Annotated in this window: 27 protein-coding genes; 12 read left to right on the top strand and 15 right to left on the bottom strand. The window is 35.0% G+C overall.

Features of this window, described 5'->3' with window-relative positions:
- The first annotated feature begins 77 nt into the window (after nucleotides 1-77).
- The 5 genes from ACWGOQ_RS20875 (at nucleotide 78) to ACWGOQ_RS20855 (ending at nucleotide 5,749) form a co-directional block, all read left to right on the top strand.
- Nucleotides 78-1,781 carry a vWA domain-containing protein gene (locus tag ACWGOQ_RS20875; protein WP_452059673.1) on the top strand — a complete coding sequence of 568 codons (1,704 nt, stop codon included), beginning with the start codon at nucleotides 78-80 and terminating at the stop codon, nucleotides 1,779-1,781.
- Nucleotides 1,782-1,847: 66 nt separating this feature from the next.
- The gene (locus ACWGOQ_RS20870) at nucleotides 1,848-2,444 is read left to right on the top strand and encodes a SprT-like domain-containing protein (RefSeq protein WP_452059672.1); all 597 of its coding nucleotides are present in this window, start codon (nucleotides 1,848-1,850) and stop codon (nucleotides 2,442-2,444) included.
- A 2-nt stretch (nucleotides 2,445-2,446) separates the two neighbouring features.
- Complete coding sequence (locus ACWGOQ_RS20865; RefSeq protein ID WP_452059671.1) at nucleotides 2,447-3,523, top strand: mannose-1-phosphate guanylyltransferase; 1,077 nt, start codon at nucleotides 2,447-2,449, stop codon at nucleotides 3,521-3,523.
- 5 nt (nucleotides 3,524-3,528) lie between these two features.
- Nucleotides 3,529-4,977, top strand: a complete 1,449-nt coding sequence (locus tag ACWGOQ_RS20860; RefSeq protein WP_452059670.1) for a DUF389 domain-containing protein — start codon at nucleotides 3,529-3,531, stop codon at nucleotides 4,975-4,977.
- A gap of 49 nt (nucleotides 4,978-5,026) precedes the next feature.
- Complete coding sequence (locus ACWGOQ_RS20855; RefSeq protein ID WP_452059669.1) at nucleotides 5,027-5,749, top strand: Tim44 domain-containing protein; 723 nt, start codon at nucleotides 5,027-5,029, stop codon at nucleotides 5,747-5,749.
- A gap of 28 nt (nucleotides 5,750-5,777) precedes the next feature.
- On the opposite strand, the gene ACWGOQ_RS20850 is transcribed toward ACWGOQ_RS20855, so the two are convergent.
- A complete protein-coding gene (locus tag ACWGOQ_RS20850) occupies nucleotides 5,778-6,542 on the bottom strand; it encodes an ABC transporter ATP-binding protein (RefSeq protein WP_452059668.1) in 765 nt (254 codons plus the stop codon).
- A complete protein-coding gene (locus ACWGOQ_RS20845) occupies nucleotides 6,539-7,279 on the bottom strand; it encodes an MlaE family ABC transporter permease (protein WP_452059667.1) in 741 nt (246 codons plus the stop codon). The genes ACWGOQ_RS20850 and ACWGOQ_RS20845 overlap by 4 nt, the downstream gene beginning before the upstream one ends.
- Before the next feature lie 115 nt (nucleotides 7,280-7,394).
- On the opposite strand from ACWGOQ_RS20845, the gene pafA reads away from it, so the two are divergent.
- Entirely contained in the window at nucleotides 7,395-9,071 is a 1,677-nt protein-coding gene (pafA, locus tag ACWGOQ_RS20840) for an alkaline phosphatase PafA (protein ID WP_452059666.1), read from the top strand.
- Between the two features lie 4 nt (nucleotides 9,072-9,075).
- Here the strand turns inward: pafA and ACWGOQ_RS20835 are convergent, their stop codons facing one another.
- The 12 genes from ACWGOQ_RS20835 to ACWGOQ_RS20780 form a co-directional block, all read right to left on the bottom strand.
- The gene (locus tag ACWGOQ_RS20835) at nucleotides 9,076-9,234 is read right to left on the bottom strand and encodes an FAD-dependent oxidoreductase (RefSeq protein ID WP_452059720.1); all 159 of its coding nucleotides are present in this window, start codon (nucleotides 9,232-9,234) and stop codon (nucleotides 9,076-9,078) included.
- A gap of 167 nt (nucleotides 9,235-9,401) precedes the next feature.
- Nucleotides 9,402-9,866, bottom strand: coding sequence for an FAD-dependent oxidoreductase (locus ACWGOQ_RS20830; RefSeq protein ID WP_452059665.1), 465 nt, complete (start codon nucleotides 9,864-9,866; stop codon nucleotides 9,402-9,404).
- Nucleotides 9,748-10,008, bottom strand: a complete 261-nt coding sequence (locus ACWGOQ_RS20825; RefSeq protein ID WP_452059719.1) for a hypothetical protein — start codon at nucleotides 10,006-10,008, stop codon at nucleotides 9,748-9,750. The genes ACWGOQ_RS20830 and ACWGOQ_RS20825 overlap by 119 nt, the downstream gene beginning before the upstream one ends.
- A complete protein-coding gene (locus tag ACWGOQ_RS20820; protein WP_452059664.1) occupies nucleotides 9,951-10,130 on the bottom strand; it encodes a hypothetical protein in 180 nt (59 codons plus the stop codon). The genes ACWGOQ_RS20825 and ACWGOQ_RS20820 overlap by 58 nt, the downstream gene beginning before the upstream one ends.
- A gap of 62 nt (nucleotides 10,131-10,192) precedes the next feature.
- Complete coding sequence (locus ACWGOQ_RS20815) at nucleotides 10,193-10,939, bottom strand: SDR family NAD(P)-dependent oxidoreductase (RefSeq protein ID WP_452059718.1); 747 nt, start codon at nucleotides 10,937-10,939, stop codon at nucleotides 10,193-10,195.
- Nucleotides 10,940-11,002: 63 nt separating this feature from the next.
- Nucleotides 11,003-11,323 (bottom strand): TetR family transcriptional regulator C-terminal domain-containing protein, encoded by a 321-nt coding sequence (locus ACWGOQ_RS20810; RefSeq protein WP_452059717.1) that lies wholly within the window; start codon nucleotides 11,321-11,323, stop codon nucleotides 11,003-11,005.
- 190 nt (nucleotides 11,324-11,513) lie between these two features.
- The gene (locus tag ACWGOQ_RS20805) at nucleotides 11,514-13,817 is read right to left on the bottom strand and encodes a chondroitinase-B domain-containing protein (protein ID WP_452059663.1); all 2,304 of its coding nucleotides are present in this window, start codon (nucleotides 13,815-13,817) and stop codon (nucleotides 11,514-11,516) included.
- A 428-nt stretch (nucleotides 13,818-14,245) separates the two neighbouring features.
- Nucleotides 14,246-15,100 carry a glycosyltransferase family 2 protein gene (locus ACWGOQ_RS20800; RefSeq protein WP_452059662.1) on the bottom strand — a complete coding sequence of 285 codons (855 nt, stop codon included), beginning with the start codon at nucleotides 15,098-15,100 and terminating at the stop codon, nucleotides 14,246-14,248.
- Between the two features lie 21 nt (nucleotides 15,101-15,121).
- Complete coding sequence (locus ACWGOQ_RS20795) at nucleotides 15,122-15,643, bottom strand: class I SAM-dependent methyltransferase (protein ID WP_452059661.1); 522 nt, start codon at nucleotides 15,641-15,643, stop codon at nucleotides 15,122-15,124.
- Between the two features lie 90 nt (nucleotides 15,644-15,733).
- Nucleotides 15,734-16,792 carry a 3-oxoacyl-ACP synthase III family protein gene (locus ACWGOQ_RS20790; protein ID WP_452059660.1) on the bottom strand — a complete coding sequence of 353 codons (1,059 nt, stop codon included), beginning with the start codon at nucleotides 16,790-16,792 and terminating at the stop codon, nucleotides 15,734-15,736.
- Between the two features lie 130 nt (nucleotides 16,793-16,922).
- Nucleotides 16,923-17,300, bottom strand: a complete 378-nt coding sequence (locus ACWGOQ_RS20785; protein WP_452059659.1) for a group III truncated hemoglobin — start codon at nucleotides 17,298-17,300, stop codon at nucleotides 16,923-16,925.
- Nucleotides 17,301-17,374: 74 nt separating this feature from the next.
- Entirely contained in the window at nucleotides 17,375-17,686 is a 312-nt protein-coding gene (locus tag ACWGOQ_RS20780) for a hypothetical protein (protein ID WP_452059658.1), read from the bottom strand.
- Between the two features lie 66 nt (nucleotides 17,687-17,752).
- On the opposite strand from ACWGOQ_RS20780, the gene ACWGOQ_RS20775 reads away from it, so the two are divergent.
- Nucleotides 17,753-18,112, top strand: a complete 360-nt coding sequence (locus ACWGOQ_RS20775; protein WP_452059657.1) for a hypothetical protein — start codon at nucleotides 17,753-17,755, stop codon at nucleotides 18,110-18,112.
- A 37-nt stretch (nucleotides 18,113-18,149) separates the two neighbouring features.
- Here the strand turns inward: ACWGOQ_RS20775 and ACWGOQ_RS20770 are convergent, their stop codons facing one another.
- Nucleotides 18,150-18,503, bottom strand: coding sequence for a hypothetical protein (locus ACWGOQ_RS20770; protein WP_452059656.1), 354 nt, complete (start codon nucleotides 18,501-18,503; stop codon nucleotides 18,150-18,152).
- A 142-nt stretch (nucleotides 18,504-18,645) separates the two neighbouring features.
- Between ACWGOQ_RS20770 and ACWGOQ_RS20765 the strand changes: the two genes are divergently transcribed.
- The 5 genes from ACWGOQ_RS20765 (at nucleotide 18,646) to ACWGOQ_RS20745 (ending at nucleotide 26,572) form a co-directional block, all read left to right on the top strand.
- Entirely contained in the window at nucleotides 18,646-19,332 is a 687-nt protein-coding gene (locus ACWGOQ_RS20765) for a TetR/AcrR family transcriptional regulator (RefSeq protein WP_452059655.1), read from the top strand.
- Nucleotides 19,325-20,992, top strand: a complete 1,668-nt coding sequence (locus tag ACWGOQ_RS20760; RefSeq protein ID WP_452059654.1) for a peptidase domain-containing ABC transporter — start codon at nucleotides 19,325-19,327, stop codon at nucleotides 20,990-20,992. The genes ACWGOQ_RS20765 and ACWGOQ_RS20760 overlap by 8 nt, the downstream gene beginning before the upstream one ends.
- A 6-nt stretch (nucleotides 20,993-20,998) precedes the next feature.
- Entirely contained in the window at nucleotides 20,999-22,351 is a 1,353-nt protein-coding gene (locus ACWGOQ_RS20755; protein WP_452059653.1) for an HlyD family secretion protein, read from the top strand.
- A 3-nt stretch (nucleotides 22,352-22,354) separates the two neighbouring features.
- Nucleotides 22,355-23,758 carry a TolC family protein gene (locus ACWGOQ_RS20750; protein ID WP_452059652.1) on the top strand — a complete coding sequence of 468 codons (1,404 nt, stop codon included), beginning with the start codon at nucleotides 22,355-22,357 and terminating at the stop codon, nucleotides 23,756-23,758.
- Between the two features lie 243 nt (nucleotides 23,759-24,001).
- Nucleotides 24,002-26,572 (top strand): DUF3892 domain-containing protein, encoded by a 2,571-nt coding sequence (locus tag ACWGOQ_RS20745; protein WP_452059651.1) that lies wholly within the window; start codon nucleotides 24,002-24,004, stop codon nucleotides 26,570-26,572.
- The last annotated feature ends 63 nt before the right edge of the window (nucleotides 26,573-26,635 follow it).

Raw genomic sequence — 26,635 nt, 5'->3', positions numbered from 1 at the left:
CATGGTACTGTTTTTATCTATTGCGCTACTGTGGTATTATGTTTGTTGCAGTACTTCATGTAACAAAACTAAATAGTATGAAAACAATGAGTATTAAAAAAAACAACTGGTGGATGATTGGATTATTTGCCGTGCTCATCACTTCCTGTGATTCTAAACTAACAAAAAACACTGTAATACGTGATGCAAAAGAGGAGCCAGATTTAATAATTTCAGAAGATAATCCCATTATTGAAATAGAGGAAGAGTATGTTGAAGAGGACTTCGTGGTAGAAGATATTGTGATTCCAGAATCTCCAGAATCAATTGAAGTTAAGTTTGAAGTGATGCAAGATGAAATTGCAATTGAAAAATCCGCTAGCTTTATGAGGGAGCCGAACAATGAATCATACACAGAAGTAATAGAAAATACTTTTAAAAGGGTGCGTCTTGCACCATTATCTACTTTTTCGATAGATGTGGATAAAGCTTCATACAGCAATATTCGTAGGATGATTAATAATGGTCAGCAAATTCCAATAGATGCTGTTAAAATTGAAGAGATGATCAACTATTTTAAGTATGATTATCAGCAACCATTAGATGACCACCCTTTTGCAATTGATACAGAATCTGGATTTACTCCGTGGAATGATAATACGCAATTAGTAAAAATAGGTATAAAAGGTAAAGAAATACAAGCTAAAAACTTTCCAGCATCTAATCTTGTGTTTTTAATAGATGTTTCTGGATCTATGAATAACTTGAACAAATTACCCTTACTAAAAAAAGCTTTTAAATTATTGACAACAAAATTAAGAGCAAAAGACAAAGTGTCTATTGTGGTATATGCTGGTGCAGCAGGAGTAGTGCTTAGGCCAACCTCTGGAAAAAATAAAGAACGAATACTAGAAGCTTTAGATAAGCTTGATGCAGGAGGCTCTACTGCAGGTGGAGAGGGAATCAAACTAGCTTATAGAATTGCTGAAGAGAATTTTACAAAAAATGGGAATAACAGAGTTATTCTGGCAACAGATGGTGATTTTAATGTAGGAGTTAGTAGTGATGCCGGGATGAAAGAATTGATCCAAGAAAAAAGAGAATCAGGGGTGTTTTTAACTTGTTTAGGATTTGGAATGGGTAATTATAAAGATAGTAAACTAGAAACATTGGCACATACAGGAAATGGCAATCACGCATATATAGACACCACACAGGAAGCGCAACGAGTATTGGGAACTGAGTTTGGCGGAACATTCTACACCATTGCAAAAGATGTAAAAATTCAGGTAGAGTTTAATCCAGCAAAAGTGCAAGCATATCGATTGATTGGTTACGAAAATCGGTTACTCAATGACGAAGATTTTATAGATGATAACAAAGATGCCGGTGAATTGGGGAGTGGACATACAGTAACAGTTATGTACGAAGTTATCCCAACTGGAGTAGAAAGTAAATATCTTAAAGAGGTTTCAGATTTAAAATACTCAGATAAAACAATCAACAGTCAGTTTGGTGATGAGTTACTCACAGTAAAATTTAGATATAAAAAGCCAAAAGGAAACCAAAGCATTGAAATGACCCATATTCATAAGCCAAATACAGAAAAATATATCTCCACAGACTTTAAATTTGCTGCTTCTGTGGCTTGGTATGGGATGAAGTTGAAAAATTCAAAACATATAGAACGTCAAAATATCAAGGACATCATCAATTTGGCTCAAAATAATAAAGGGAAAGATGAACAAGGGTATCGAGCAGAGTTTGTGAGATTGATAAATAGTTATGAAGTGATAAAGTAGTTTTTTTTATACTTATTCTTTAGCAAGCGCATCTAACCAATGCGCTTATTTTTGTATTTTGCACCAATGAAGGAAATCTTAGCAAGATATATTCCGGAGCGTTCGGTAGAACCAGCATTTGATCTGATTGTAAAATGTGATGTTCATCTTAAGATAGTTAATGAACGTGTCACTCGGCACGGGGATTATAGAAAAATGCCGGATGGCAGACATCAGATAACAGTGAATGCTTCACTAAATACCTATCGGTTTTTGATAACTTTGATTCACGAAATTGCCCATCTCGTAGCTTTCGAAAAATATGGTAGATCTATTAAACCTCATGGGATTGAGTGGAAACGAACTTTTCAGCAATTGATGTTGCCTTATATCAATCCGGATGTTTTTCCATCTCGATTGTTGCCTGTGATTGCTAATCATTTTAAGAATCCCAGAGCTAGCAGTGATACCGATACAAAATTGTCTTTAGCACTAAAACAATATGACCCGGAGAACGATAAAAATTATATATTTGAAGTGCCTTTTGGAAGTAGATTTAGATTGTACAATGGAAAGATATTTCAAAGAGGTGATAAGCGTATAAAACGTTATGAATGTGTCGAAATTAGTACAGGTAAGATTTATCTTTTTAATCCTAATGCAGAAGTTGAAATACTAAATTAATTATGAACAAAAATTATTACGCCATCTTGATGGCCGGAGGAGTTGGATCACGGTTTTGGCCAGTAAGTACTACTGAGTTTCCAAAACAGTTCCACGATATGTTAGGAACCGGAGAAACATTAATTCAACGAACGTTTAATCGGTTATCAAAAATTATTCCGACAGAGAATATATTTATCTTAACTAATGAGCGATATAATGATTTGGTTTTAGAACAACTACCTGAAGCTAAACAAAGACAAGTGGTTACAGAGCCGGCAATGCGAAATACTGCTCCGTGTATCTTGTATGCTTCATTAAAGATTCAAAAAGAGAATCCAGATGCAGTGATGGTAGTGGCACCAAGCGATCATTGGATTGAAGATGAGGATGCATTTACCGAAAACTTACGACTTAGTTTCGAAGCTTGTGCTGAAAAAGATATACTAATGACACTGGGTATCCAGCCTAGTTTTGCAAATACAGGTTATGGGTATATTCAATACAATAAAGATACAAGTGCTATTAAAAAGGTGGCGCAGTTTACAGAAAAACCTGATTATGAAACAGCAAAACAATTCTTAAATCAGGGTAATTATCTTTGGAATGCAGGAATTTTTATTTGGAGTGTAAAGAGTATTCTGGAAGCTTTTGCCATATTTCAGGTGGAGATGATGGCTTTATTTGAGAAAGGAGCACCTGTATACAACACGCAAAAAGAAGATGATTTCATCAAACTAAATTATGAAACTGCAGAAAATATATCTATAGATTATGCTATCTTAGAGAAAGCAGAAAACGTGTATGTACTACCAGCTACTTTTGATTGGAATGATCTTGGTACTTGGGGCTCATTATATGATAAACTCGATAAAACAGATGCTAAAAATGCAGTTGTGAACGCCAGAGTTTTGGCAGAAGATGCATCTGGCAATATGATTAGAACCTCTGAAGATAAAATTGTAGTAGTCGATGGATTGGAGGATTATATCATTGTAGATAAAGAAGAAGTGCTCTTGATTTATCCTAAAAATAAAGAACAGGATATTAAGCAGGTGCTTAAAAAAGTAAAAGATACCTACGGAGATAAATACGGATAATACCAATGGAAGAAAACACAAATCAACCTGTTAATTCAGATCAGGAAGAAATTAAGGAGTCGGTTAAAAGAGACGCTAAAGGACTTTTTGTAAGTATCAAATTATTTCTTTCCGGTTTATTGGATATTCGATCAGACACAGATAGAGATCAGACGATAGAGGACGTAAAGAATGATATTCCATTTAAGGGGCACAATGCTTGGATTCTAATATTCTCCGTGTTTGTAGCCTCTATTGGTTTGAATGTAAGCTCCACAGCAGTAGTGATTGGTGCGATGTTGATTTCTCCGTTAATGGGACCAATTGTAGGCGTTGGGCTTTCTATTGCCATAAATGATATTGACACCCTAAAACGATCTTTGGTTAATTTGGGAGTAATGGTTGGGCTAAGTGTTTTAACGGCAACTTTGTATTTTGCAGTATCTCCTTTAACCGAATTAACACCCGAACTAAAGTCTAGAACAGCTCCAACAATTTTGGATGTTTTTGTAGCTATTTCTGGAGGTTTGGCGCTCATTGTGGCTAAATCTAAAAAAGGGACAATGCCCAACGCAATAGCTGGAGTTGCTATTGCCACAGCATTAATGCCACCCTTATGTACTGTAGGTTTTGGGATAGCAGAACTAAATGGGGAAATTGCAATAGGTGCCTTGTACTTATTTTGTATTAATGCGATTTTTATAGCACTATCCACTTTTATTGTAGCAAAGTTATTGCGTTTCCCGATGTTGCGCTATGCTAATTCTGCAAAAAGAAGACTCATCGCTAGAATTGCTTCAGCTTTAGCCATCGTAATGATGATACCAGCGATTTGGACCTTTTACACTACGCTAAATATGAGCAATGCAGATCGTGATTTCAAAAGTTTTTTGACTAATGAAATTGGTGAAAACCCTAATTTGTTTCTGCGAAAACAATTTTACGGATATGAAGATAAATCTATTAGCTTATATTTTGATGGAGAAATCACAGAAGCTACGATAAGTGATTTGCAAAATGAGCTTAAGAATTACGAGAGCATCAAAGATTTCACTCTAAAAATTAGTGGTAATAAAGCCAGAGGAATTGAACAAATATCCAAGGCTAACGATCGATATATTGTGGAACTAAATCGTTTGGAAACAGAAAACGAAGAACTGTTAGATAAGATAGAGGATTTAAAGATACGACTTGCATTAATGGAAACTCAATTAGCGGAAGCCCAGAAAATAGCACCAGTAGAAGTCTTACCTTACAATAATATCGCAAAGGATGCCAAAATTCGTTTTCCTGATTTATCAGAGCTGGGTTATGGGGAGATATTACAATCTAATTTCTTAAAGGTAGATACTCTAAAAGTGATTTTTCCTGTATGGAAATTCCAGGTATCAGATAGTGTTAATAACATTAGAAATAAAGATTTACGCCAGTGGATTACCGGAGAATTGAAAGCAGATACCTTGTTAGTGAAATAATATTTTCCAAAATTTTATGCAAATTGGCATAGTTATTTTTAGAAATAAAATGAAAAAGTCACACGTTATACTATTATTAGTTCTTATTGGTTTTATGTGTTTTATTATAGACCCTGTATATGCTGGCCCTGGCGGAATGATAGCAAAAGGCTTATTTAAGACTTGGTGGGGTAAGGTTTTGATGTTAGTGTTAGTGTTAGTTCTTCTGCCAATCATAATCTACATAAAGTCTGTCGAGTATCTCAAAGAAAGAAAAACAAAGAAACAATTGACACAGATAAGTCTTAAGAATAGAGATTTTTCATGGGTACATTTAGAAAAGATTTTTTCAAATATTATAACACGTGTTTATACTGCCTGGGCGAATGAGAATATGGCAGAAGTTAAAGAGTATGTAAATCATTGGTATTGGCAAAATCAGCAAGCAATTCATCTCGATCAATGGAAATCCAATAACTTAAAGAATATTTGTAATCTCCAAAAGATCAATAATATTAGACCATTATATGTGGAATTAACAAATACAAATGATTACGAAGGGTCAAAAGTTGCTATTAGTTTTTCTGGTGACATAGAGGACTATTTGATCAATAAGGAAACGCAAAAAGTTGTAAAAGGGAAAAGAGGGTATCAAAGTGAAACTCATATATGGATAATGGAATATAGCCAAGGTAAATGGTTGCTTGATGATATAAGAGATGGTAGTTTAAGTTTAGCCTTTGCTAAGATGGAAAATGTGATTCCTAAACAACAGGTCGTAATCTCAAAATAAATCAAAATGCAACTAAAATAGCCATATTTTACAGTCCTTTTAACTGTGCTTTTCGAACTTTTTTAAATAAGTTAGAGGAGTATACAAAATCGGTAACTGCTTCATTATCGGTTTTAAAAATTTGTGATTTGTCTCCTTCCCATTCTAAATGCCCGAATCGCAAGAAAATTATCTTTTCTCCAATTTCCATTACTGAATTCATATCGTGGGTATTAATTACAGTAGTAATATTGTTCTCTTCTGTAATTTGTTTGATGAGGTTATCAATGACAATGGCCGTTTTGGGATCTAAGCCAGAATTAGGCTCATCGCAAAACAAGTATTTGGGTTTGGTTACTATAGCTCTTGCGATTGCTACACGTTTCTGCATTCCTCCACTAATTTCCGAAGGTAACTTTTCATTTGCATTCTCAAGATTAACACGATTTAATGCTTCCTGAACACGATCAAGCATTTCGCTTTTCTTTTGCTTTGTAAACATCCGTAAAGGAAACATGACATTTTCCTCAACTGTCATCGAATCAAATAGAGCACTTCCTTGAAAAACCATTCCCATTTGTTCTCTAAGGTCTCTCTGCTCTTCTTCGTCCAGATCTGAATAGGTCGCACCATCATAGGAAATGCTTCCTTTTTCTGGAGTAAACAATCCAAGCATACATTTCAGGAAAACTGTTTTTCCACTTCCGCTGGTTCCAATGATCAAATTGGTTTTTCCACGTTCAAAAGTAGTCGTTATTCCTTTTAAGATTTCCTCTCCGTTAAATGCTTTATGTATATCCTTTACTTCTATCATTGGCTTAATAATAATTGGGTTAGTACATAATTTGCTATAATTATAACTACGGTAGTCCATACAAATGCAGACGTACTAGCTTTACCCACTTCTAACGCTCCTCCTTTCATATAATACCCATGGAAAGAGGGTATGGTTGCTAATAAGAATGAGTATAAAAATGTTTTTATAAAAGCATATACTAAGTGAAACGGAATAAAATCTTCTTGCAATCCACTTATAAATTCGCTGCTCGAAACAAATCCTCCGTAGACACCAGCAATGTATCCTCCAAAAATACCTACAAACATGGCAATTGCAATAACAAAAGGATACATAAGCATAGCAATGATTTTAGGAAATACTAAATAGTTTAGAGAATTAATTCCCATTACCTCTAATGCATCAATCTGTTCTGTAACTCGCATCGTACCAATACTAGATGTAATATAGGAACCTACTTTACCAGCCATAATAACCGAGATAAAGGTTGGTGCAAATTCCAGGATTACTGATTGTCTGGAAGCAAATGCAATGAGTTGCTTTGGAATTAATGGATTGTTAAGGTTTAGTGCTGTTTGTATCGCAACTACAGCTCCAATAAAGAAAGCTAAAAAGATTGTAATTCCTAAAGAACCAAGGATCAGGTCATCGATTTCTTTCAAAATTAGGCTTCTAATAACTGAAGCTTTTGTCATACGACTAAAAACTCCTTTCAGCATTAAAAAATAACGACCTATATCGTCCAGATAAAACATACGTGTTGTATTTGATGAGCTAAAATAGAAAAAAAATTAGCGACAGGATATAACCTTCTATTAAAGTTTTACATTTGCATAAATGGTATTTTAGCCATCTAAATTTTATTGAGTAATGATAAAGAAAGTATTCTTAATTATTGGATTAGTAATGATTGCTTTACAAAGTAAGGCACAACAAGTACAATCTAAATCTATTTCTAATGGTTTGATAAAAGAAAAAACCATAAATGAATCTCCAAAATTGGTAGTAGGTATTGTCATTGACCAAATGCGATATGATTACTTAACGCGCTTTTATAATCGCTTTGGTAAAGGTGGTTTTAAACGAATGATCAGAGAAGGATTTAATTGTAAGAATAATCACTTTAATTATATTCCAACATATACCGGACCAGGCCACGCTTCTGTATTTACAGGAACTACTCCTCAAAATCATGGGATTATTTCCAATTTTTGGTATGATAAGTTTAGTAAGAAAGAAGTGTATTGTGCCAGTGACCCCTCTGTAAAAGCAGTAGGGTCGGATAGTGATCAAGAAAGGATGTCACCACATCGTATGAAAACGACTACGGTTGCTGATCAAAATAGATTGCATACGCAATTAAAAGGAAAGTCTATTGGGATCGCCATTAAAGATCGAGGGGCTATTTTACCTGCAGGACATGCTGCTAATGGAGCATATTGGTTTAGAGGGAAGAATGAAGGAAAATGGATAACCAGTACGTATTATAGAAATGACTTGCCTGATTGGGTACAACAATTCAATGATTCTAATAAAGCAGAATCTTACCTAAAAGTTTGGAATACCCTATATGATATAGAAAGTTACACAGAAAGCGGAGCGGATCAAAGTAAATTTGAAAGAGGTTTTAGAGGAAAGGAAACCACTACTTTTCCATATGATTTAGCTGCATTGAAAGATCAAAATGGAGGTTATGATATTATCAAAGGAACAGCTTATGGAAATAGTTTAACAGCTGATTTTGCAATAGCTGCAATTGATGGTGAAGCATTAGGAAAAGATGCTATTACAGATTTTCTTACCGTTAGTTTTTCCAGTACAGATTATGTCGGCCACAACTTTGGAGTAAACTCTAAAGAAATACAGGATACATATTTGCGATTAGATAAAGATCTGGAACGTTTTTTTAACGCTTTAGAGACCAAAGTGGGAAAAGGAAATTATACCGTATTTCTAACAGCAGACCACGGTGCTGTTCACGTACCTAATTATTTGAAGTCAGTTAAAGTTCCTGCCGGTTATTTTGATATGAAAGCTTTATCTACAAGTATCGAAGCTTTTGTAAAGGAAAAGTTTACGATAGATGGATTGATTGAAAAAGTATCAAATGATCAGGTGTTTTTTGCATATAATGCGCTGGAAAAAAATAATATAAACGCTGAGGATTTACAAAAAGCTATTGCTCATTATATACTGCAATATGATCAAATTGATAAAGTATTTACCAGAGAACAATTATCGACAGGTACTTTTACTGAAGGAATTGCTGCACTGATTCAAAAAGGATATAATCAGAAAAGAAGCGGAGATATAGTTTTTGTGCTAAATCCTGCTACTATTGTTTATTCTCCAACAGGATCTACTCACGGAAGCGGATTGAACTACGATACACATGCGCCTTTGTTATTTTTTGGAAAAGGAATAAAAAAAGGGAGTACTACACAAAAAACAACGATCCCCGATATTGCGCCAACGATTTCAGCATTGTTGGGTATTGCTTTTCCTAATGGCGCCACAGGAAATGTGTTGCCTTTTGTGTTTAATTAGTTTTTTATTTTAGTAATTCCTGATAAATAGAGTGTGCACTGTGTACGGCACCTTCCATATATCCGGCGTATTGGTCGGATGTTTCTGCTCCTCCAATAAAAAATTTATGATCAAAATACCCTCGTTGATATTCATCATGGCCGTTGTTTTGATGTGGAAATATAAAAGTTCCTGAATGGATGGAAGTAAAAGGCTCATTTTTTCATACTGTTTCTTCATATGACAGATATCTTAAAGCTCCGTTTCCAAATAGTTTTTGAAGCTGTTGGAATACATCAGCTTTTCGATCGTATTTTGAATACCCGAACATATCGTTTTGTAAACAACCTTTTAGTACAAAACGGATATAATTAGCATTAGAGTGGTCGTGTAACTCTGTAATAGGTCCAATATTACTAAAAGCAATTCCCGAATAATTATTTTCTTTCCAGAAAGGCGTAGGTATGAAACACCGAACTTAATGGCGTCTCCCATCCAGGTATGCGTTTTATTAGCTATTCTAATAATATATTTGGGTAAGGAAGGATTAAATTCTATGGAATTAACTAAGAGCCTTGGAGGAATTGTAGAAACTATTTTGTTCGCAAAGTACGTTTCAGAGATTGATTGAATTTCGAAATGATTTCTAAGATAATTAACATGTGTTACTTTTTTATTTAGCGTTAATTCATCATCATTAAGAAATTCTGCAAGTTTTTTTGCAAGTGATAGGGTTCCGTTTTTGTATTCTATAACTTGGTTGCTGGTGATCTTGTAATCGTACTTCTTGTGGAGCAGCAGTGGATGAAGGCTCAAAAAGTGCAACACCTTCTATAAATTGCTCAAAAACACGAAGTTTTAGTTCTTTTAATAATATAATTAATTCTGAATGTTGGGGACTTATCCATGTGGCTCCCACTTCAATAGGAGTAGCATTTTGTGATTGTAGACTATGAATTCTTCCTCCAATCCTATCTCTAGCTTCAATAATCTTAATACATACTCCCTGTTTTTTTTTAGCTTATAAGCAAGTAATAAACCGGTTAATCCAGCGCCGATAATGAGTACTTCTGATTTCATTCTGCAATAAATATAAAGAGTAAAGCCTTTAATGAAGACTTTACTCATATTATTCTTTAGGTTTAATTTCTTCCTGCAAGAACACCACCATCAGTATCCCAGATAGCTCCTGTTACCCAGGACGCTTGATCGGATAATAAAAAAATAATGCTGTTAGCAACATCCTGAGCGGTTCCATTTCTTCCGATTGGGTGAAAGTTATTAAAACCTACCAATGCTTTTTTAGCTTCATCAACTCCACCAAAAACACTATCATAAACAGGTGTTTCTACAACTGCAGGTGATACTGCATTTACTCTAATCCCATCGTCTGCAAGTTCCATAGCTAGATGTTGTGTAAGCGAGTGTAATCCGGCTTTTTGCATAGAGTATGCAGAAGAAGGAGTCGCTTTTACAGCTTGTTTCGCCCACATAGAACCTACATTAACTATGGATCCGGAATGATGCTCTTTCATTTTTTTAGCTGCTGATTGCGTGATAAAGAAGAAACCTCTGTTTAGATCCTGATAGGAGTCATAATCTGCCACAGTGTGATCCAGAAATGGTTTTGGACTAAAAATTCCTGATGCATTTACTAAGTAGTCTAATCGATCCAAGTTTTTAATTATGTTACGAAGTTGATCTGCACTATCTTTATTAGTAATATCTATTTGGTGCTTAATGATGTTTTTCTGATCAGAAACTTTAGCAACGTTTCTCCCTACTACGTGTACTTTGGCTCCACCGGCAATGAGAGATGTTACGGTAGCTTTACCAATTCCGCTGGTTCCGCCTATAACTAGCGCTATTTTGTTTTTAAATTGATTGATTTACTTTATATTAGGTAATTAATAATGAACAGACAAGTCTGTCTTTTGTGATGTAATTTTTTTTTATGAAATTATTTTTTTACAAAGGGATAATGATATTTCTATGGGCCAAATATTTTGATGTAATTTACTTTCTGAAATAGCTCCTTCGTATAATACATAAATTTTTCTTGCTAGCATTTCGTTTGACTGATCAGAATTCTGATTACAACATTCGATGATCAGATCTTCGATAAACTTTATAAAATCATTTTTTTGTTTCTGAATTTCCATCTTTACATTTTCATTTTCTTTTGGCATTTCAGAAAAAGTGTTCAGGCACCAACAACCATTAAAATCTTTTTGATCAAAAAATAGCTTAAGGAAATCAAATAGTGCATAGATCCTTCCTTTTCCTGGAGGAACGTTTTGAACAAATTATTTTATGTCATTTCTGAAAGTATTATTCTTATGCTGTAAATATGCTATACAAATATCTTCTTTCGATGGAAAGTGATTATATAAAGTTTCTTTACAACTTGACGATTGTATGGGTTTTTAGGGCAATTAGGGTTTTTGTTGTACCTAATATTTTTTATCTGATTTCTTTATAACCAGTGTATGCCGGATTAAATTCTAGTGGGTTTTCAGTTTCTATGATTTGAACGTTTTCACCAGTCCGTTTTTTAAATGATTCGATTCGACCAGCATTTATTAAGCTAATGTTGTCAATAGAGCTAATTGCCCATCCCGGATCTTCATATTTTATGGCTCTACCACCTTTTCCTGAATTTACAAATAATAAATTGTCAATATTTAGTTTTTGAACCCCCCAGAGTAATACGGCACTTCCCAGATCTTTATTGTTCACATTGATAAAGGTGGTGTTTTTTAACTCCAAATATGGTCCGGTAGTACTTTCGTCATTACCCATTCTTAAGAGAGAAAGCGCATTTCCCATTACATTGCTAAAGAGACAGTTTTCAATTTCAATATATTCGGCATTATACCGTCCTTTGTTTTCATTTTCTCCATCTAAACTTATAGCATTTCCAGAAATATTATGAAACATAGAATTTTTGAAAACTATAGTATCTGCATAGGTGTTTTTATAGGCTCTAAATGCAGTCTTTCTACTAGCGTTGAAATTTTTGAATTCGCAGGATACAACCTTTAATTGATAATGTTGGATCATAGGTTTTGATGAAGTTTCGATTGCGGATTGAGCAATACCATTTTCTGAAGCGCCATCAAATATGACCCCTTTAATTGAGAGGCTACCTCCATTTTCTATGACTATTAATGGGTTTTGCGACTCATTTTGATCATACGTAAAGATTGCCGGACTATTATTATTTGCTGTTTTTAGCGTTAATGCTTTGTTTATAATTAATGGCTTACCAAATGTATACGTTCCGGGTTTTAATAAAATAGTATCGCCAGTTGCTGCAGCTTTGACGGTGTCAAACAACGCATCATTTTCGTTTCCTGAGACTTGTGCCGCATTAGAATTTTTGTTAGTGATCTCGTAATATTTTGGTTTAGGAGTGTACCAATCGGTTCCTACTTCACTTGTAGTAACGGGAAGTTTTGGTTGATATGAATCACTTTTTAGAAGACCATCTACGGGATCTTTGGTGAATGTAATGTCAGCCTTCTCAAAGCCATTGTGGTAAAATCCTGAGTCGGCAGATACCACTTTATTATTTAAAAAAGAGAAGGTGCTATAATCTGAAATAGCTTCAAACACTTGTTTTCTTTCTGGATGATAGAAAGTATTATCAGTAAATCTTATATCTTTTGGTGGATCTGTTCGTTCTTTATCAGCGCCTACGCCAAATTGAATATGATCACATTTTAAGAATTTGTTACCGATTATATCGGTGTTTTCTGCTCGGTGATATCGATTGATGAGTGAGTTTGGAACTCCATTCATTATGGGCAGCGCTCCAAAAAAACGTTTTCCTTTCAGTTCCTGAAAATGATTATTCTTAATGGTGTGTCCTTCATTAATCACTCGTACTCCTCCTGTTCCGGGTTTATTGTTACCTATAAAAAAATTATTTTCTACCAAATTTCGATTTCCATGTCTTAAGGCTACCACACCAGCAGATTCATAGAAAACGTTGCCACGAACAACATTATCACTGGATTTGAGCGAAACAATTTCTACCTCACCATCACATTGTTCAAAATAATTATTTTCAATCAAAGTTTTTGAAGAACTTAGAGAATATGTAGAAACTCCAACGCGCAATGTTTCTCCGCCATTAGACCCCAAATTTGGTCTATATCCAAAATGATTGTGATCTATCCTGTGGTGATTTTCTATACTATTTTTATTATTCAATCTTACAACCAGTGTAACCCCGGCATTTAGTTTCCCTCCAAAATAATTATGATCAACCCGATTGTTTTTTCCATGGAGGTGTATCCATTCAGACTTATCGAACCTGTTGTATGGGTTAAAATGATCAACCGCTATTTGAGTTAGTCTACAGTTTTCTGCTAATTTTCCATCATCAGTTTTAAAGGTAATGAGCGCATCTTCTTCAGTATAACCATTAGTAAATACCAGTCCTTGTATGATCAAATGTTTTCCACCTATTTTTAAAGAGGTGTTTCCCGATAGAATTACTTTTCCTTTTTCCTGTGCTTTAATTGTAATCGGTTTTTCTGCTGTTCCTTTTGCAGTAATTACAATATGTGCGTCTGTCCAGATACCATTGCTAAGTATAATCTCATCTCCTGGATTTGCTTCTGCTATAGCGTTATTAAATTCCTTAACGGTAGTGACCAGGTTGGTGCCATTTATTTGTTTTGTAGTATCGTTTTGTGTACAAGAATTTACAATTAAAAGAATCGCTAATACATAGCAATACAGCCTATTTTTCTCCATTTTTTTGTTTTGAAATATTTATATTAAATATTCCCATCAAACGGTAAAATCATTTAATGCTTCTACAGAAGTAGATACCTGAAAATTGTGTGTGGATGCAATTTAGGTCTATTTTTTATAATAACAAAGTATAAAAAATGAAGTAATAGGTGCGCGTCTTTTATACAAAGTGTTTATGTGGCAATCAGTATAAACACCTTGTTAACTTCTTAATGCTTATTCGCAGTAGCAGACTGGCTGTAGTAGCCAGGTATTCAATGAATTACAAACCTATTTCGGGTAAGGTGACTCATCACCAGCGATCTTTTTTCTTTTTTAATAATTCATCTACTTTTACTTTCAAAATTTTGTGTAGTATATTCAGGTTGTTAAATTATATCCAAGAGTTTATAAAAAGAAATAGACAGCGTGTAAGAAAAGACGTGTTTTTAGGATTTAAATAACTTTTGGTAGATTTTTTTCCATCTAAGTTTACGAATAAAATCACCTTCAGGTTCCGTCACCAGAAATGATTGTTGTTCTTTATGCGCTTTTAAAAAACCTGTAACATAATCATAGATTAATCTGGGTTGTTTTTTTAAAAGTGCTAATTTTACAGATGCAATTACTGTGATCATAAAACCATACCGCATTTTATAAAAAGCTTCTCCTTGTTTATATTTGGCTTTAGGGTTATATGTGTTACCTGTTGGTTTTAGGTGTTTTACTTTTAGGGACTCATCTGTTTTGATTTGCCAATTATGATATTGTGCTAATAATTCATCTACGGTATCCCATCCCATTGCAAGTTTTAGTCCGCCAATTTCTTCAAAGCAGGATTTTCTATAAGCTTTTAAGGCTCCTCGTATATGATCTTTATTCGTTAGGTTTTCTAGTATCCAATCATTATCTTTTTGAATATAACAGAATCCACCTACCATCCCAATTGTTGGATTTTGATTAAAATGCTTCACCAAAGTTTCTAGATAGTTTTCTGGAAAAATAAGGTCTGCATCAAACTTACAGATGATATCATATCCTTTATCCAATGTTTTATATCCTTGATAGAAAGCGTTGATCACTTTACTGCCAGGCATATGATCCTCAGAAGAGGTGGTGTTTAACAGAGAAATGTAACGATGATTTTTCGTGAACTCTCTTACAACCGCTTCAGTAGTATCTGTAGAGTTATCATTAACAACGACTATTTTTTTAGGAAGTAAGGTTTGGCGAACTAGAGAATCTAATGTTTTAGTAATCAATAATTCTTCATTATGTGCTGGTATGACGATGTAAATGTTCAAAAGTGTGGAGATTGATATAAACTATTTTCTTTCTGCATATACGATGTAATATCTTGGTGTAAAATATCTAAGTAACGGTCTAAATCCAATTTTTTTTATGGGGTGTGTCCATTTCTTTTTAGCTTTTATTTCCCAACCAGCTTTTCCCAGCAACCAATCAAACTGCCAATTTTCGAACTCGTGATAGTGCCGGTCCAAAGGATCGGCTTTACTTCTATAGGCAGGAGAAAACCATAATCTCAATGGTATAGAGGCTACAAGCTTAGGCGCTTTGATATCTCGTAGTAGGTTAAAAGGAGCGATCAAATGTTCAAAGATTTCGAAAGCTGTTACCAAATCGGTGTGACTGACTTTTACTGCTTCGGTTTCTATATTCAGGTCCTCTCCGGATGTATTATACACCTTATACCCTTCTTTTTCCACAAATTCTACAAATGGATTGCGGGTGCCGAGATCTAGTATGGATGCCGGAGCTGGTACATGATCCCTTAAAAATTCTAGTGTTTCTTTATATCGTTTGTGAGGAAAAGTTCCTTCGTACATCGTGAACAGGTTACAGTCTAATTATACGTTGTAAAAATAGACAATTAGAAAGATTACGATGTTCAGATACGAGTATTTTTATTAATTGATTTAGAATTGATATAAAAAGGCATTGATGTTCATACCTGCACCAACACTGGCAAACAATACGATATCACCAGAATGAACAGATTGATTTTCTATTTTTCCTTTAAGAATCAGGTCATATAAAGTAGGAATAGTAGCTACACTGCTGTTTCCAAGTTTTTGAATACTCATAGGCATAATACCATCAGGAGCTTTTTGTCCGTACAGTTCATAAAATCTTTTTACAATAGCTTCGTCCATTTTTTCATTGGCCTGATGAATAAGGATTTTTTTTACTTCAGAAATATCTATTTGAGATTGGTTTAGACATTTTTTCATGGCCAAGGGAACGTGGGTTAATGCAAATTCATAGATCTTACGTCCATACATTTTGATATATTTAGTATGGCTGTCTGATGAGTGATCATAGGTTTTTCCAAAAAATAATAAATTAGCTTCTTCGTAAGTATAAGAGGCACTTGCAGAAGATATGAATCCTCCTTTTTTTTCTGTGATTTCGAGAATAGTAGCACCGGACCCATCTGCATAAATCATAGAATCCCTGTCAGATGAATCAATTACTCTTGATAGTGTTTCTGCACCAATAACGAGACATTTTTTTGCCATACCGCTTTTCATAAAAGAAACTGCCTGTATAACACCTTCTATCCAGCCGGGACAACCAAACAGTATATCATATGCAACGCAATAGGGGTTTTTAATTTTTAAACGATGTTTTACTCTGGCAGCAAGACTTGGTACCGTGTCTGCCTGAGATGAGTTTTTATTTACGTCTCCAAAATTATGAGCTATAATGATATAGTCTAAAGTTTCAGGGTCTATTCTGGCGTCTGTGATGGCTTTTTCTGCAGAGAGAAAAGCAATATCAGAAGTATTCAATGTATCTGGTACATATCTACGCTCTTCAATACCTGTTATTTTGCAAAATTTATCTATGACAATAGAGGTCGAGTGCCCAATTCGACTACCATCAGCATTAAGAAATTGATGGTTTTTAAAACCCTCATTTAGAATGACTTCTTCAGGTATATAGGCTCCTGTTCCTGTTATTTTAATATGCATTTTTCCATTTCCTTTTATACCAAAAGAAGGTAGCTATTAAAAACTGATTTATTATGCAGGCATAATAAAATTTACGATGGCTACGATGTAACAGACTTGCCAATTGATAAAAAGGAGGTCATGGGGTTGCTTAGGTTTTTAATCGAATTATGGTAGCAATAGATAAAGCCCTTGTTTTCATCAGATCAGCTTTTTCCCCAGAAAAACTATCATCTATAGTAGAGATAAATAATGTTAACCAGGTATCGAAATGGTTTTTTTCTAAGTTTTTCTTGTCGTGTAGGTCTAGGTGAATGCTCAGTACATTTTTTTTATAGTTTCCGGTGTAAAACAATTGTTGTTCCCAAAAGTCAGAAATATGTGGAATATGTTTTTCCATAGAAATCTGTACAATTTCTGTGAAGAACACACCTATTGTAGCATCACATACTGCCTTTTTATAAAATGCCTGCAACACATATTCTATATCCTTACGGTTATGAATATCCTCTAAGTGATCCTTGTCCAAAAAATACCTTGTTTACGTTATACTGTAGTAGATACAAAATTACAAGGTATTTGGACAAGTACTTTGGTTTTGGGCTATAATTTTTGTTTAGAAACGATAAAATCCCGCAATTCTTGCTGTTTTTCTTTTTCAATCATTTTTTGGTGGGCATAGGCAAATATCGCATTTTCTACTATTTCATTTTCCCTTTCTCCAGATAGGATATACGATATGCTAGTTTTGGAATATGGTTTTTTATTTTGACCAAAGATTTTGTTTTGATTTAAATACGCTTGTATTTTTTTTACGTGTTTACTTCCGATGACCTTTAAGATCGCAGTACGTTCCTGAGGTGTGATCATAAATAAGTTGGCTAATGTTATTGGTATAAGTATCTTTGTGAACATAATGTTATCGTTCTGGTATACAATATTATATAAAATATTGGATATACACAAATAATAGTCAATATTTTGGATAAAAAAGATAAAATTTTAGATAGAGTTATAGTTTTTGCAGCTCATTTGGGGGTTAGTCTAAGAAGTTTTAGCCTTTCTATAGGTGCCAGTGCAGGTTATCTTCACAGGTTGCAATCTGCTAATAGTAATATTGGAGGTGATTTTATAGAAAAAATTATACAATTGTATACAGAAATCAATCCTACCTGGTTGGTTACCGGAGAAGGCACTATGCTTAAGGAAGGTTATCTTGTAGAAGAAACCGATGTGGAATATGGTGATAAAGATCACTTTAAACAAGCGTTGTTAAGATATCTTGATGATCAAGATATCAAAGACAAACTTGTAGAAATTAGCAATCAAAGCCAAAAATAAGATGCTCGAACCTTCTCCGTTAGTTAATTTAGTTAACTCAGAGAATTTCTTTTGCGGTTACGGCATCATCAAAATTTATTGTAACACTGGCAATACTATTTAAGAACTTTTTCCCGTCTTTTCTTTCAATGGTAACTTTTGTGATTCCATCGACTACTTTTTTATCCCTTACTACCACTTTTTTGCCTTCTAAAAGCTTAAAATTAGTAGTTCCTCCTTTCTTAATAATAAAATTTATACGAGGGAATAAAACGTGTTGATAGGTAGGTCCAGAAGGTTTTCCCAAGGTAATAACATCTCCGACGGTAACCGTTTGTGAAGACAGCGTTTGCGACTCCTGTGCATCCATCGTAACGAACGATAAAAATGCAATAATGATTAGATTTTTCATTTACTATTTAATTTATTGTTTGTATGCTTTATAAAATTAGTACAATTTGATTAGTAGCAAAACATAAAATTTAGTTAAATAACAGTTAGTATATTAGATATTAATAGTATTACTATTATTTTTGAGCTAAATAGTTTTAGTGATGAAATATATACTTCAAGACTTAAAGGTAAATATCAACAATAATATATACCTGAAGGATCCAGAGTCTTCAACTTTAGGAAAAAAGATTGTAGAGCATAGTATTCTATTAATAGATACCATTGGATTTGATAGTTTTACTTTCAAAAAATTAGGAGAAAAAATAGGATCTAATGAAAGTTCTATTTACAGATATTTCGAAAATAAACATAAATTACTTCTGTATCTTACTTCTTGGTATTGGGGATGGTTGGAATATCAGTTGGTGTTTACCACAAATAGTGTTTCTGACTCTAGCGAAAAATTAAGAAAAGCGATAGAAATAGTAACCAGAACAACGCAAGAGGATTCATCTTTTTCTCACATTAATGAGGTGTTGTTGAATAAGATTGTGATTAATGAATATTCTAAATCATACTTGACTAAAAAAGTTGATAATGAAAACAAAGAGGGTTATTTTTCTATATATAAAAGACTGGTAAACAGGATCAAGGATATAATTCTTGAAGTAGATATCAATTATCAATACCCAACTAGCTTGGCTAGCACTGTGACTGAAGGTGCATTGCACCAGCATTTCCTAAAAGATCATTTTGCTACGTTGACCGATTGTGATGATAAGATCACACCAACAACATACTTTATTAATCTAGTATTTAATTCTTTAAATAACCAAAAGAATGGCTAAAAACATAATGACTGCTTGGCAGCGTCTCATGGGACTCTTAAAACTTGATAAAAGAGATATTTTCCAAATATTTTATTATGCAATTTTTGCGGGGTTGGTAAGTCTGTCGCTACCGTTGGGGATACAGGCAATTATAAATTTGCTTCAAGGAGCTCAGATAAGTACCTCTTGGGTTATTCTGGTAATTCTTGTAACTGTTGGAGTTCTTTTTGTCGGGATACTTCAGCTGATGCAAGTAAGGATCATAGAAAATGTACAGCAAAAGATATTTACTAGAGCTTCTTTCGAATTTACGTATCGATTTCCTAAAATTAAGATGAGTGAACTACGTAATTATTATCCGCCAGAGTTAGCGAATCGTTTTTTTGATACGCTTACCATACAAAAAGGATTGTCTAAAATACTGGTGGATTTCCCAACTGCATTGGTTCAAATAATTTTTGGACTTTTGTTGTTATCTTTTTATCATCCGTTTTTTATTATTTATGGACTCCTTCTATTACTTCTAATTTATGTAGTATTTAAATTTACAGCAGCCAAAGGTTTAGAAACAAGTTTAAGCGAGTCTAAAAGTAAATATAAAGTTGCGCATTGGATACAAGAGGTAGCGCGATCTATTGTTAGTTTTAAGTTATCGGGTAGAACTAGTTTGGCAGTAAATAAAAATGATGCTTTAGTGGCAGATTACCTCGATTCCAGAGAGAGTCATTTTAGAATATTGGTTATACAATTCATTCAAATGATTGGCTTTAAAGTATTGGTTACGGCCGGACTTTTACTAATTGGTGGCGTATTGGTTTTGAACCAGCAAATGAACATTGGTCAGTTTGTAGCAGCAGAAATCATTATTTTACTGGTTATAAGTTCTGTAGAGAAGCTGATTGTAGGCCTAGAATCATTTTATGACGTTTTAACTTCTTTAGAAAAAATAGGGCAGGTAGTAGATAAAGAATTAGAACCACAAGAAGGAGAAACACCTTTTAAAGAAGATAAAGGGTTCACAGTAGAATTAGATCAGGTGTCTTATGCAGTTCCGGATAGGGACAAAAAAATCATTGATAACATTTCATTAAATATTACAGAAAGTTGTACCATACTAATACAGGGTTCTAATGGATCAGGTAAGACTACACTTTTGCGGTTAATTGCTGGATTATTAGAGCCAGATAGTGGCAGTATTTATATCAATAACGTTTCTCTAAAAGGTGTCAACCTCAATTACTATAGAGGACATCTTGGACAGTCGCTTACTGAAGAGTCTCCTTTTGAAGGAACCATTCTCGATAATATTACTTTTGGGGACATATCTATTACAAGTGAACAAGTATACTGGGCACTTGAAAAAATAGGATTGCTGGAATTCGTAAAGGAACAACCAAAAGGATTATTGACTATGTTGTATCCCGAAGGAAGACAGATACCCTATACAATCGCCAAAAAAATAGTGCTAGCTCGTGGAATTGTTAGAAAACCCAAACTACTAATTCTAAAAGATCCATTGGATCAGTTTAATGTTGAAGAAGCCTCAAGAATTATGGATTTTCTGGTAGATCCTGAAAATCCATGGGCATTAGTAGTGGTTAGTCAGAATAATAAATGGACATCACGCTGTGGTAGAATTATTACTATAGATCACGGCAAAATCATAAGTGAAAAATAAAAAGACATGCTAAATATTTCAAACAACAAGCTTAATAAAACTGTGAGTATTTTAGGATATAAGGCATCACAAAAGGTATTTGGTAAGGAACATTATAAATATTTTAATCGTTTTTTATTAGTGTTTACGATTATCCTTTTTTTTATTTTATTTCTTCCCTGGACACAGAATATCAATAGTATTGGTTATGTAACCACACTTACACCGGACCAAAGACCACAAACCATACAATCACCGATACCCGGCAGAATAGAAGAGTGGCACGTGCGCGAAGGAGATTTTGTTAAAAAAGGAGATACTATCTTAAGGATATCCGAGGTAAAAAATGAATACTTCGATCCTAATCTGGTAGCCAGAACCGGACAACAGATTAAGGCAAAATCTATGGCAGTTACCTCGTATGAAGGAAAAGTAAAGGCATTGGCAAGTCAGGCAGGTGCACTGGTAGAAGAACGTGTCTTAAAATTACAGCAAGCAAATAATAAATTACTGCAGTCCCGATTAAAAGTAAAAAGTGATAGTATTGATCTGGAGGCAGCAAAAACCAATATCAGTATTGCAGAAAGACAATATAACCGTATCGCTCAACTAGAACAAGAAGGGTTAAAATCTTTGACAGATGTAGAAGAGAAACGATTGAAATTACAAGAAACACAAGCTAAATTAATTTCACAGGAAAATAAATTATTGGCCAGTAAGAATGAAGTTATCAATGCGCAAATAGAAATGAATCGTATTCAGGCAGAGTATGCCGAGAAAATCTCAAAATCTCAAAGTGATCGATTTACAGCACAGTCCAGTCAGTTTGATGCAGAAGCGCAGGTGACCAAACTAGAGAACGAATACACTAACTACGAAATTCGAAATGACTTGTACTATATCAAAGCACCTCAAAACGGCTATATAAATAAAGCGATACAATCTGGTATTGGAGAAACATTTAAAGAGGGAGACCGATTGGTAGGAATCATGCCATCAGATTATGATTTGGCCGTAGAAACCTTCGTAAAGCCTATCGACTTGCCATTAATACATATCGACGAAGAAGTACGTGTACAATTTGACGGGTGGCCAGCAATCATCTTTAGTGGTTGGCCTAATGTATCTTATGGAACTTATGGAGGTAGAATTGTTGCGATCGAAACGTTTATCAGTCCTAATGGGAAATATCGGGTATTGATATCACCAGATCCTAACGATCATCCATGGCCCGAAGGTGTACGTGTAGGGTCAGGAGCCAATACCATTGCACTGCTTGAGGATGTGCCGATTTGGTTCGAGTTATGGAGGCAGTTAAATGGTTTTCCACCTAATTATTATCAACCTGAAAATGAAGTAGCAACTACCAAACAGAAATAATCTATGAACAAACTTTTGTTATTCAGTTTTCTTTTTTTAACTGCTGTATTGTGCGCACAAGAACGTGATACAATTACTTTAAATTTTAAGGAGTATCTGGGGTTTGTGAAAAAGCATCATCCGGTTGCGAAACAAGCAGAATTAAATATAAGTGTCGGTGAAGCAAATTTGCTTAAATCCAGAGGAGGTTTTGATCCTAAAATTGAAGTAGATTATGATCGAAAAAAGTTCAAAGGCTCAGAATATTATGATTTGCTGAATGCTACTTTTAAAGTGCCTACCTGGTATGGAATAGAGCTGAAAGCAAATTTTGAACAGAATGAAGGGATCTTTTTAAACCCAGAGAGAACCGTACCGGGTGAAGGACTGTATAGTGCAGGTATATCTGTTCCGATTGCCCAAGGATTATTGATTAATGATCGTATGGCATCACTAAAAAGAGCCAGGTTGTTTAGGGAGCAAACCAAGGCAGATCGAGATCTGTTGGTCAATGAGGTATTATACAATGCCTCTTTAGCCTATTTTGATTGGCTTGAAGCATACAATGAAAAAGAGATTTATGAGAATTTTTTAACCAATGCCAGAGCGCGGTTTGATGGCGTAAAGAAGAGTGCCTTGTCTGGAGATAAAGCAATTATTGATACTGTAGAAGCAAAAATAATAGTTAAGAATCGGCAATTAAGTCTAGAGCAAGCAAAGGTGAAATTGATGAAATCTTCTCTGGAACTTTCTAACTATTTATGGATTGGAAATAATATACCTGTGGAACTACAGCCCAATGTAATACCTGATAATGATGTGGACACGGTAATAGACCAAACCTTGCAGATACAGCAAGTATTGCTTACAGGAGCAGACTTGGTTAACCATCCTAAACTAAGATCGCTGAACTATAAAATTGAAGGCTTACAGATAGATCGCAGACTAAAAGCTAATAAATTGTTGCCTAAGATTAATTTGGAATACAATTTTTTAACGGCTTCGCCGGAAGTAGCTAACTCCTTCAATACAGCTGATTATAAAGGAGGAGTAACGTTTCAGTTTCCTCTTTTTTTAAGAAAAGAGCGTGGTGCAGTAAAGCTGGCTAAATATAAAATCCAGGATAGCCAATATGAGTTGGCTAGCGTTCAGGTGCAACTAGAAAACAAAGTAAATGCCATCTACAATGAGCTGGAATCTTTTAAAATTCAAAATAATTTAATCGCCAACATAGTAACCGATTACGCCGCATTACTAAATGCAGAAGAACGTAAATTTAGTTTTGGCGAGAGCTCGTTGTTTTTAATAAATTCTCGAGAAAGTAAATTGATCGATGCAGCACTAAAAAGAAACAAACTACAAAACAAGTATTTCGGTACAAAAGCAAAGTTATTTAAAAACCTAGCAGTAAATCCAGAGAATTTATAAGGTAACCTTTACCCCTTTATTTCTCAATCAAGAAAATATTAACTCGATTCTTTTTATTGCAATGCTACTAAAGATTCTAATTGATTCAGTTAGAAAAACAACTTCCAAAATTTGGAGTTAGTCCTTATATCCTACAAATAAGAAAAACATAACTATTTGTAATTGAGTTTGTAAAGAGGTTTACCATCCTTCGATTTTTTACACTAACAACATATAAACCAACATTCGTAAAAAATCATAACAATGGATATTTCAATAGTTAGTACAGCAGTTCTGAACGCAATAGAAGAGCCTTGTCCGGCTACGGACCCTAATCTAAGAGGTTATTATTTTCCAAATGAAAACCAGCAGAACACACTCTTTTCTGTAGATGGACGATTAAATCAATCCTTTAGGGATGGGTCATTCGTACAACCTGGTGATGCCACAGGAACTTTGGCTTCTGCGGCTGTTTTTCAATTAGTAGTAGAAGGAGCCGCTACTACCAGACCGGGATTTGGAGGTGCAGAGAACCCTGATATTCCGATAGCGATTGCAGATCTTGCGGTTAGTGGGACTACGAATCTGGGCAGTTTTCGAGGTGGTGCAACAGTAGAGTCTGGTGGCGTTTTTAGTTACGATATCAATGCTCTGAAGGGGTTAATATTTTCAGGAATGGATACCGCTGCCACCAGAATGGCAGTCACGCTTCCAGCCGAAGAAGCTGTTATCCGAAGTGCTATCGATACGGTGGTGAATCGTGCATTGACAGTTGTCTGGGCGTTACACGGACCTGTGGGATACAGAGAGGGATTACGCCCTGGTTTGGGTTGGATTGCCGTGGATGCAGAAAATGATCAGCCATCGAGGCCCGTCAACGTTCCAGCAGCTGATTGGGCGACCCGTGATCTTGTAGTTGGAGTGACACATAATGACTCAACCGTAAACTGCAGAACAAGGTACGCTATAGCAGGTGCTGATGATACGACCCCGCTGATTGATATTTTTAATAATATACCAGAAACGAACGTTCCTCCAGAAATACCGGATGATGCTATGGTGGTTGTATTTCTGCACGGACATAGTTCTAGTATTGAAGAAGGATACACATTTTATGAACACTTAATAAACTCAGAAGCATCTTGCCTTGCAAGGCCTTTGGTAATGATTGCTTTTGACTATCCCTCTAATGGATATGCACAATATTTGGATCACGATGTGATTTCTCCTCTTGATACAACTACGCGTTTTGTGCCAGATCGACCGCTCGATAGACGTTTTGGGATTCTAGAATATTATGAAGCTTTTACTGTTTCTTTTGTAGAAGAATTAGATAGGATGATGGTTGCTTATGGAGGAACAGGAATTCTAAATCGTATTGCAGCATTAATTGGCGGTAGTATGGGTGGAAATCTGGCGTTGAGGTTGTCTGAAAAACTAGTAACGAATCCAACTTGGCTTACAGGTTTGGTTTCATGGTCTCCTGCGAGTTCTTATGTGTCATTTGGAAGGAAAGATTATTTTATACCCAGTCCGGGAGAACATATTGATATTATCGGAAAAGAAGCAATCGAAAGAACCAGAATCCGATGTACAGAAGCCGAAAATGATGAAGCTCGACAGAGTTTTGTAGCACTTCAATTAGCTGGAGAGCGTATTATCAATGATGGGACACCTGGATTCGAAGCGGTTACCAGACTTATCTCTGTGCTGGCGCAACCTTTATTAGCAGCGCTCGTAGGCGGGTTTGCACCGTTTATTCCATTTGTGGGGGGATTGGTAGCACCCTTGGCAGCAGGTCTTACAGGTTCTATCGTGTTTGGTTCCTCTATATTTGAAGGAGTTGCAAATACTATTGCTATCAAACAATCCGATACTTGGTTAAGTGAACTAAAACCAGAATGTCGTGATGGATGGGAGGCTGCTGTTGCATCAAGAGCAGCGTTAGCACATCTGCTAGAGTTATATTCTGCCAATCGTAGAAGAATGCACTGGCGTGTCGCTTATGAGCAACTATTATTTAGTCATCAGGATGAGATTGCTGCAAGTAGAGGAGTTCCCTGTTATGAAGCTTCTACAATCCCTACGTTATTAATCGGTGGAGAAAATGATGTAGTGGATGATCAAACTGGGTTTAATATTTATAAAGGTGTTCAATTCTTGGCTCCCAGAATGATTAATAACCCGGGTAAAGCAATTTATGCAGCTGATACAGGGCATTCTATGCATGTAGAACGCCCTAAATTTCTAGCGGCTGAAATCCATGAGTTCATCTGCGGGCAATATGCCGACACCGTAACAGCTGTTCGCAGAGAAAGAGGTAGTATTACCGAACTTTATTTTGGGCCAATGTTTAAAACTGTTTCAATAGCAGACGCTTTAGAAGATATTAAATATAACAGAGTACGGTATTATGTTGCAAGTGCGGATGGTACCAAAAATAGTATTTACATAAAAAGATACTTAACGACTGCTGCTGATGATACCACAGATAATAATTTGAGATCATTACCAGAGAGCACCTTGCCGTCACCACCACCTGAAGGATCTTTAGGTATGGGAGGTTTAGGAGATAGTTTTCAGGTAACGCATATACGAATCAGAGGCTCAAGGCGAACGCCTTGGGAAAGCTGGGTAAGCTATGTATGCAATGATGAATTAGAGATACAGATTCCAATACAAATGGCGGAGTTTGATATTGAACAAGGCAGTAGACGTTATTATATTCATACAACTGATGGAGATAATGAACTTCGACTGGTTGAGTATTTAACTACGTACCCTAATGATGATACTGAAGATAACCTCTCTTCACTTCCCGAGATTGAAATATAGCTTTTTTGATTAGAGGGTAAGCTTTTCTCGCAATAGCTTACTCTTTTTTTACAGTTCTTCTTG

The organism is Aquimarina ulvae (assembly GCF_053613295.3).
This window is presented reverse-complemented; position numbering and strand designations above follow the sequence as displayed.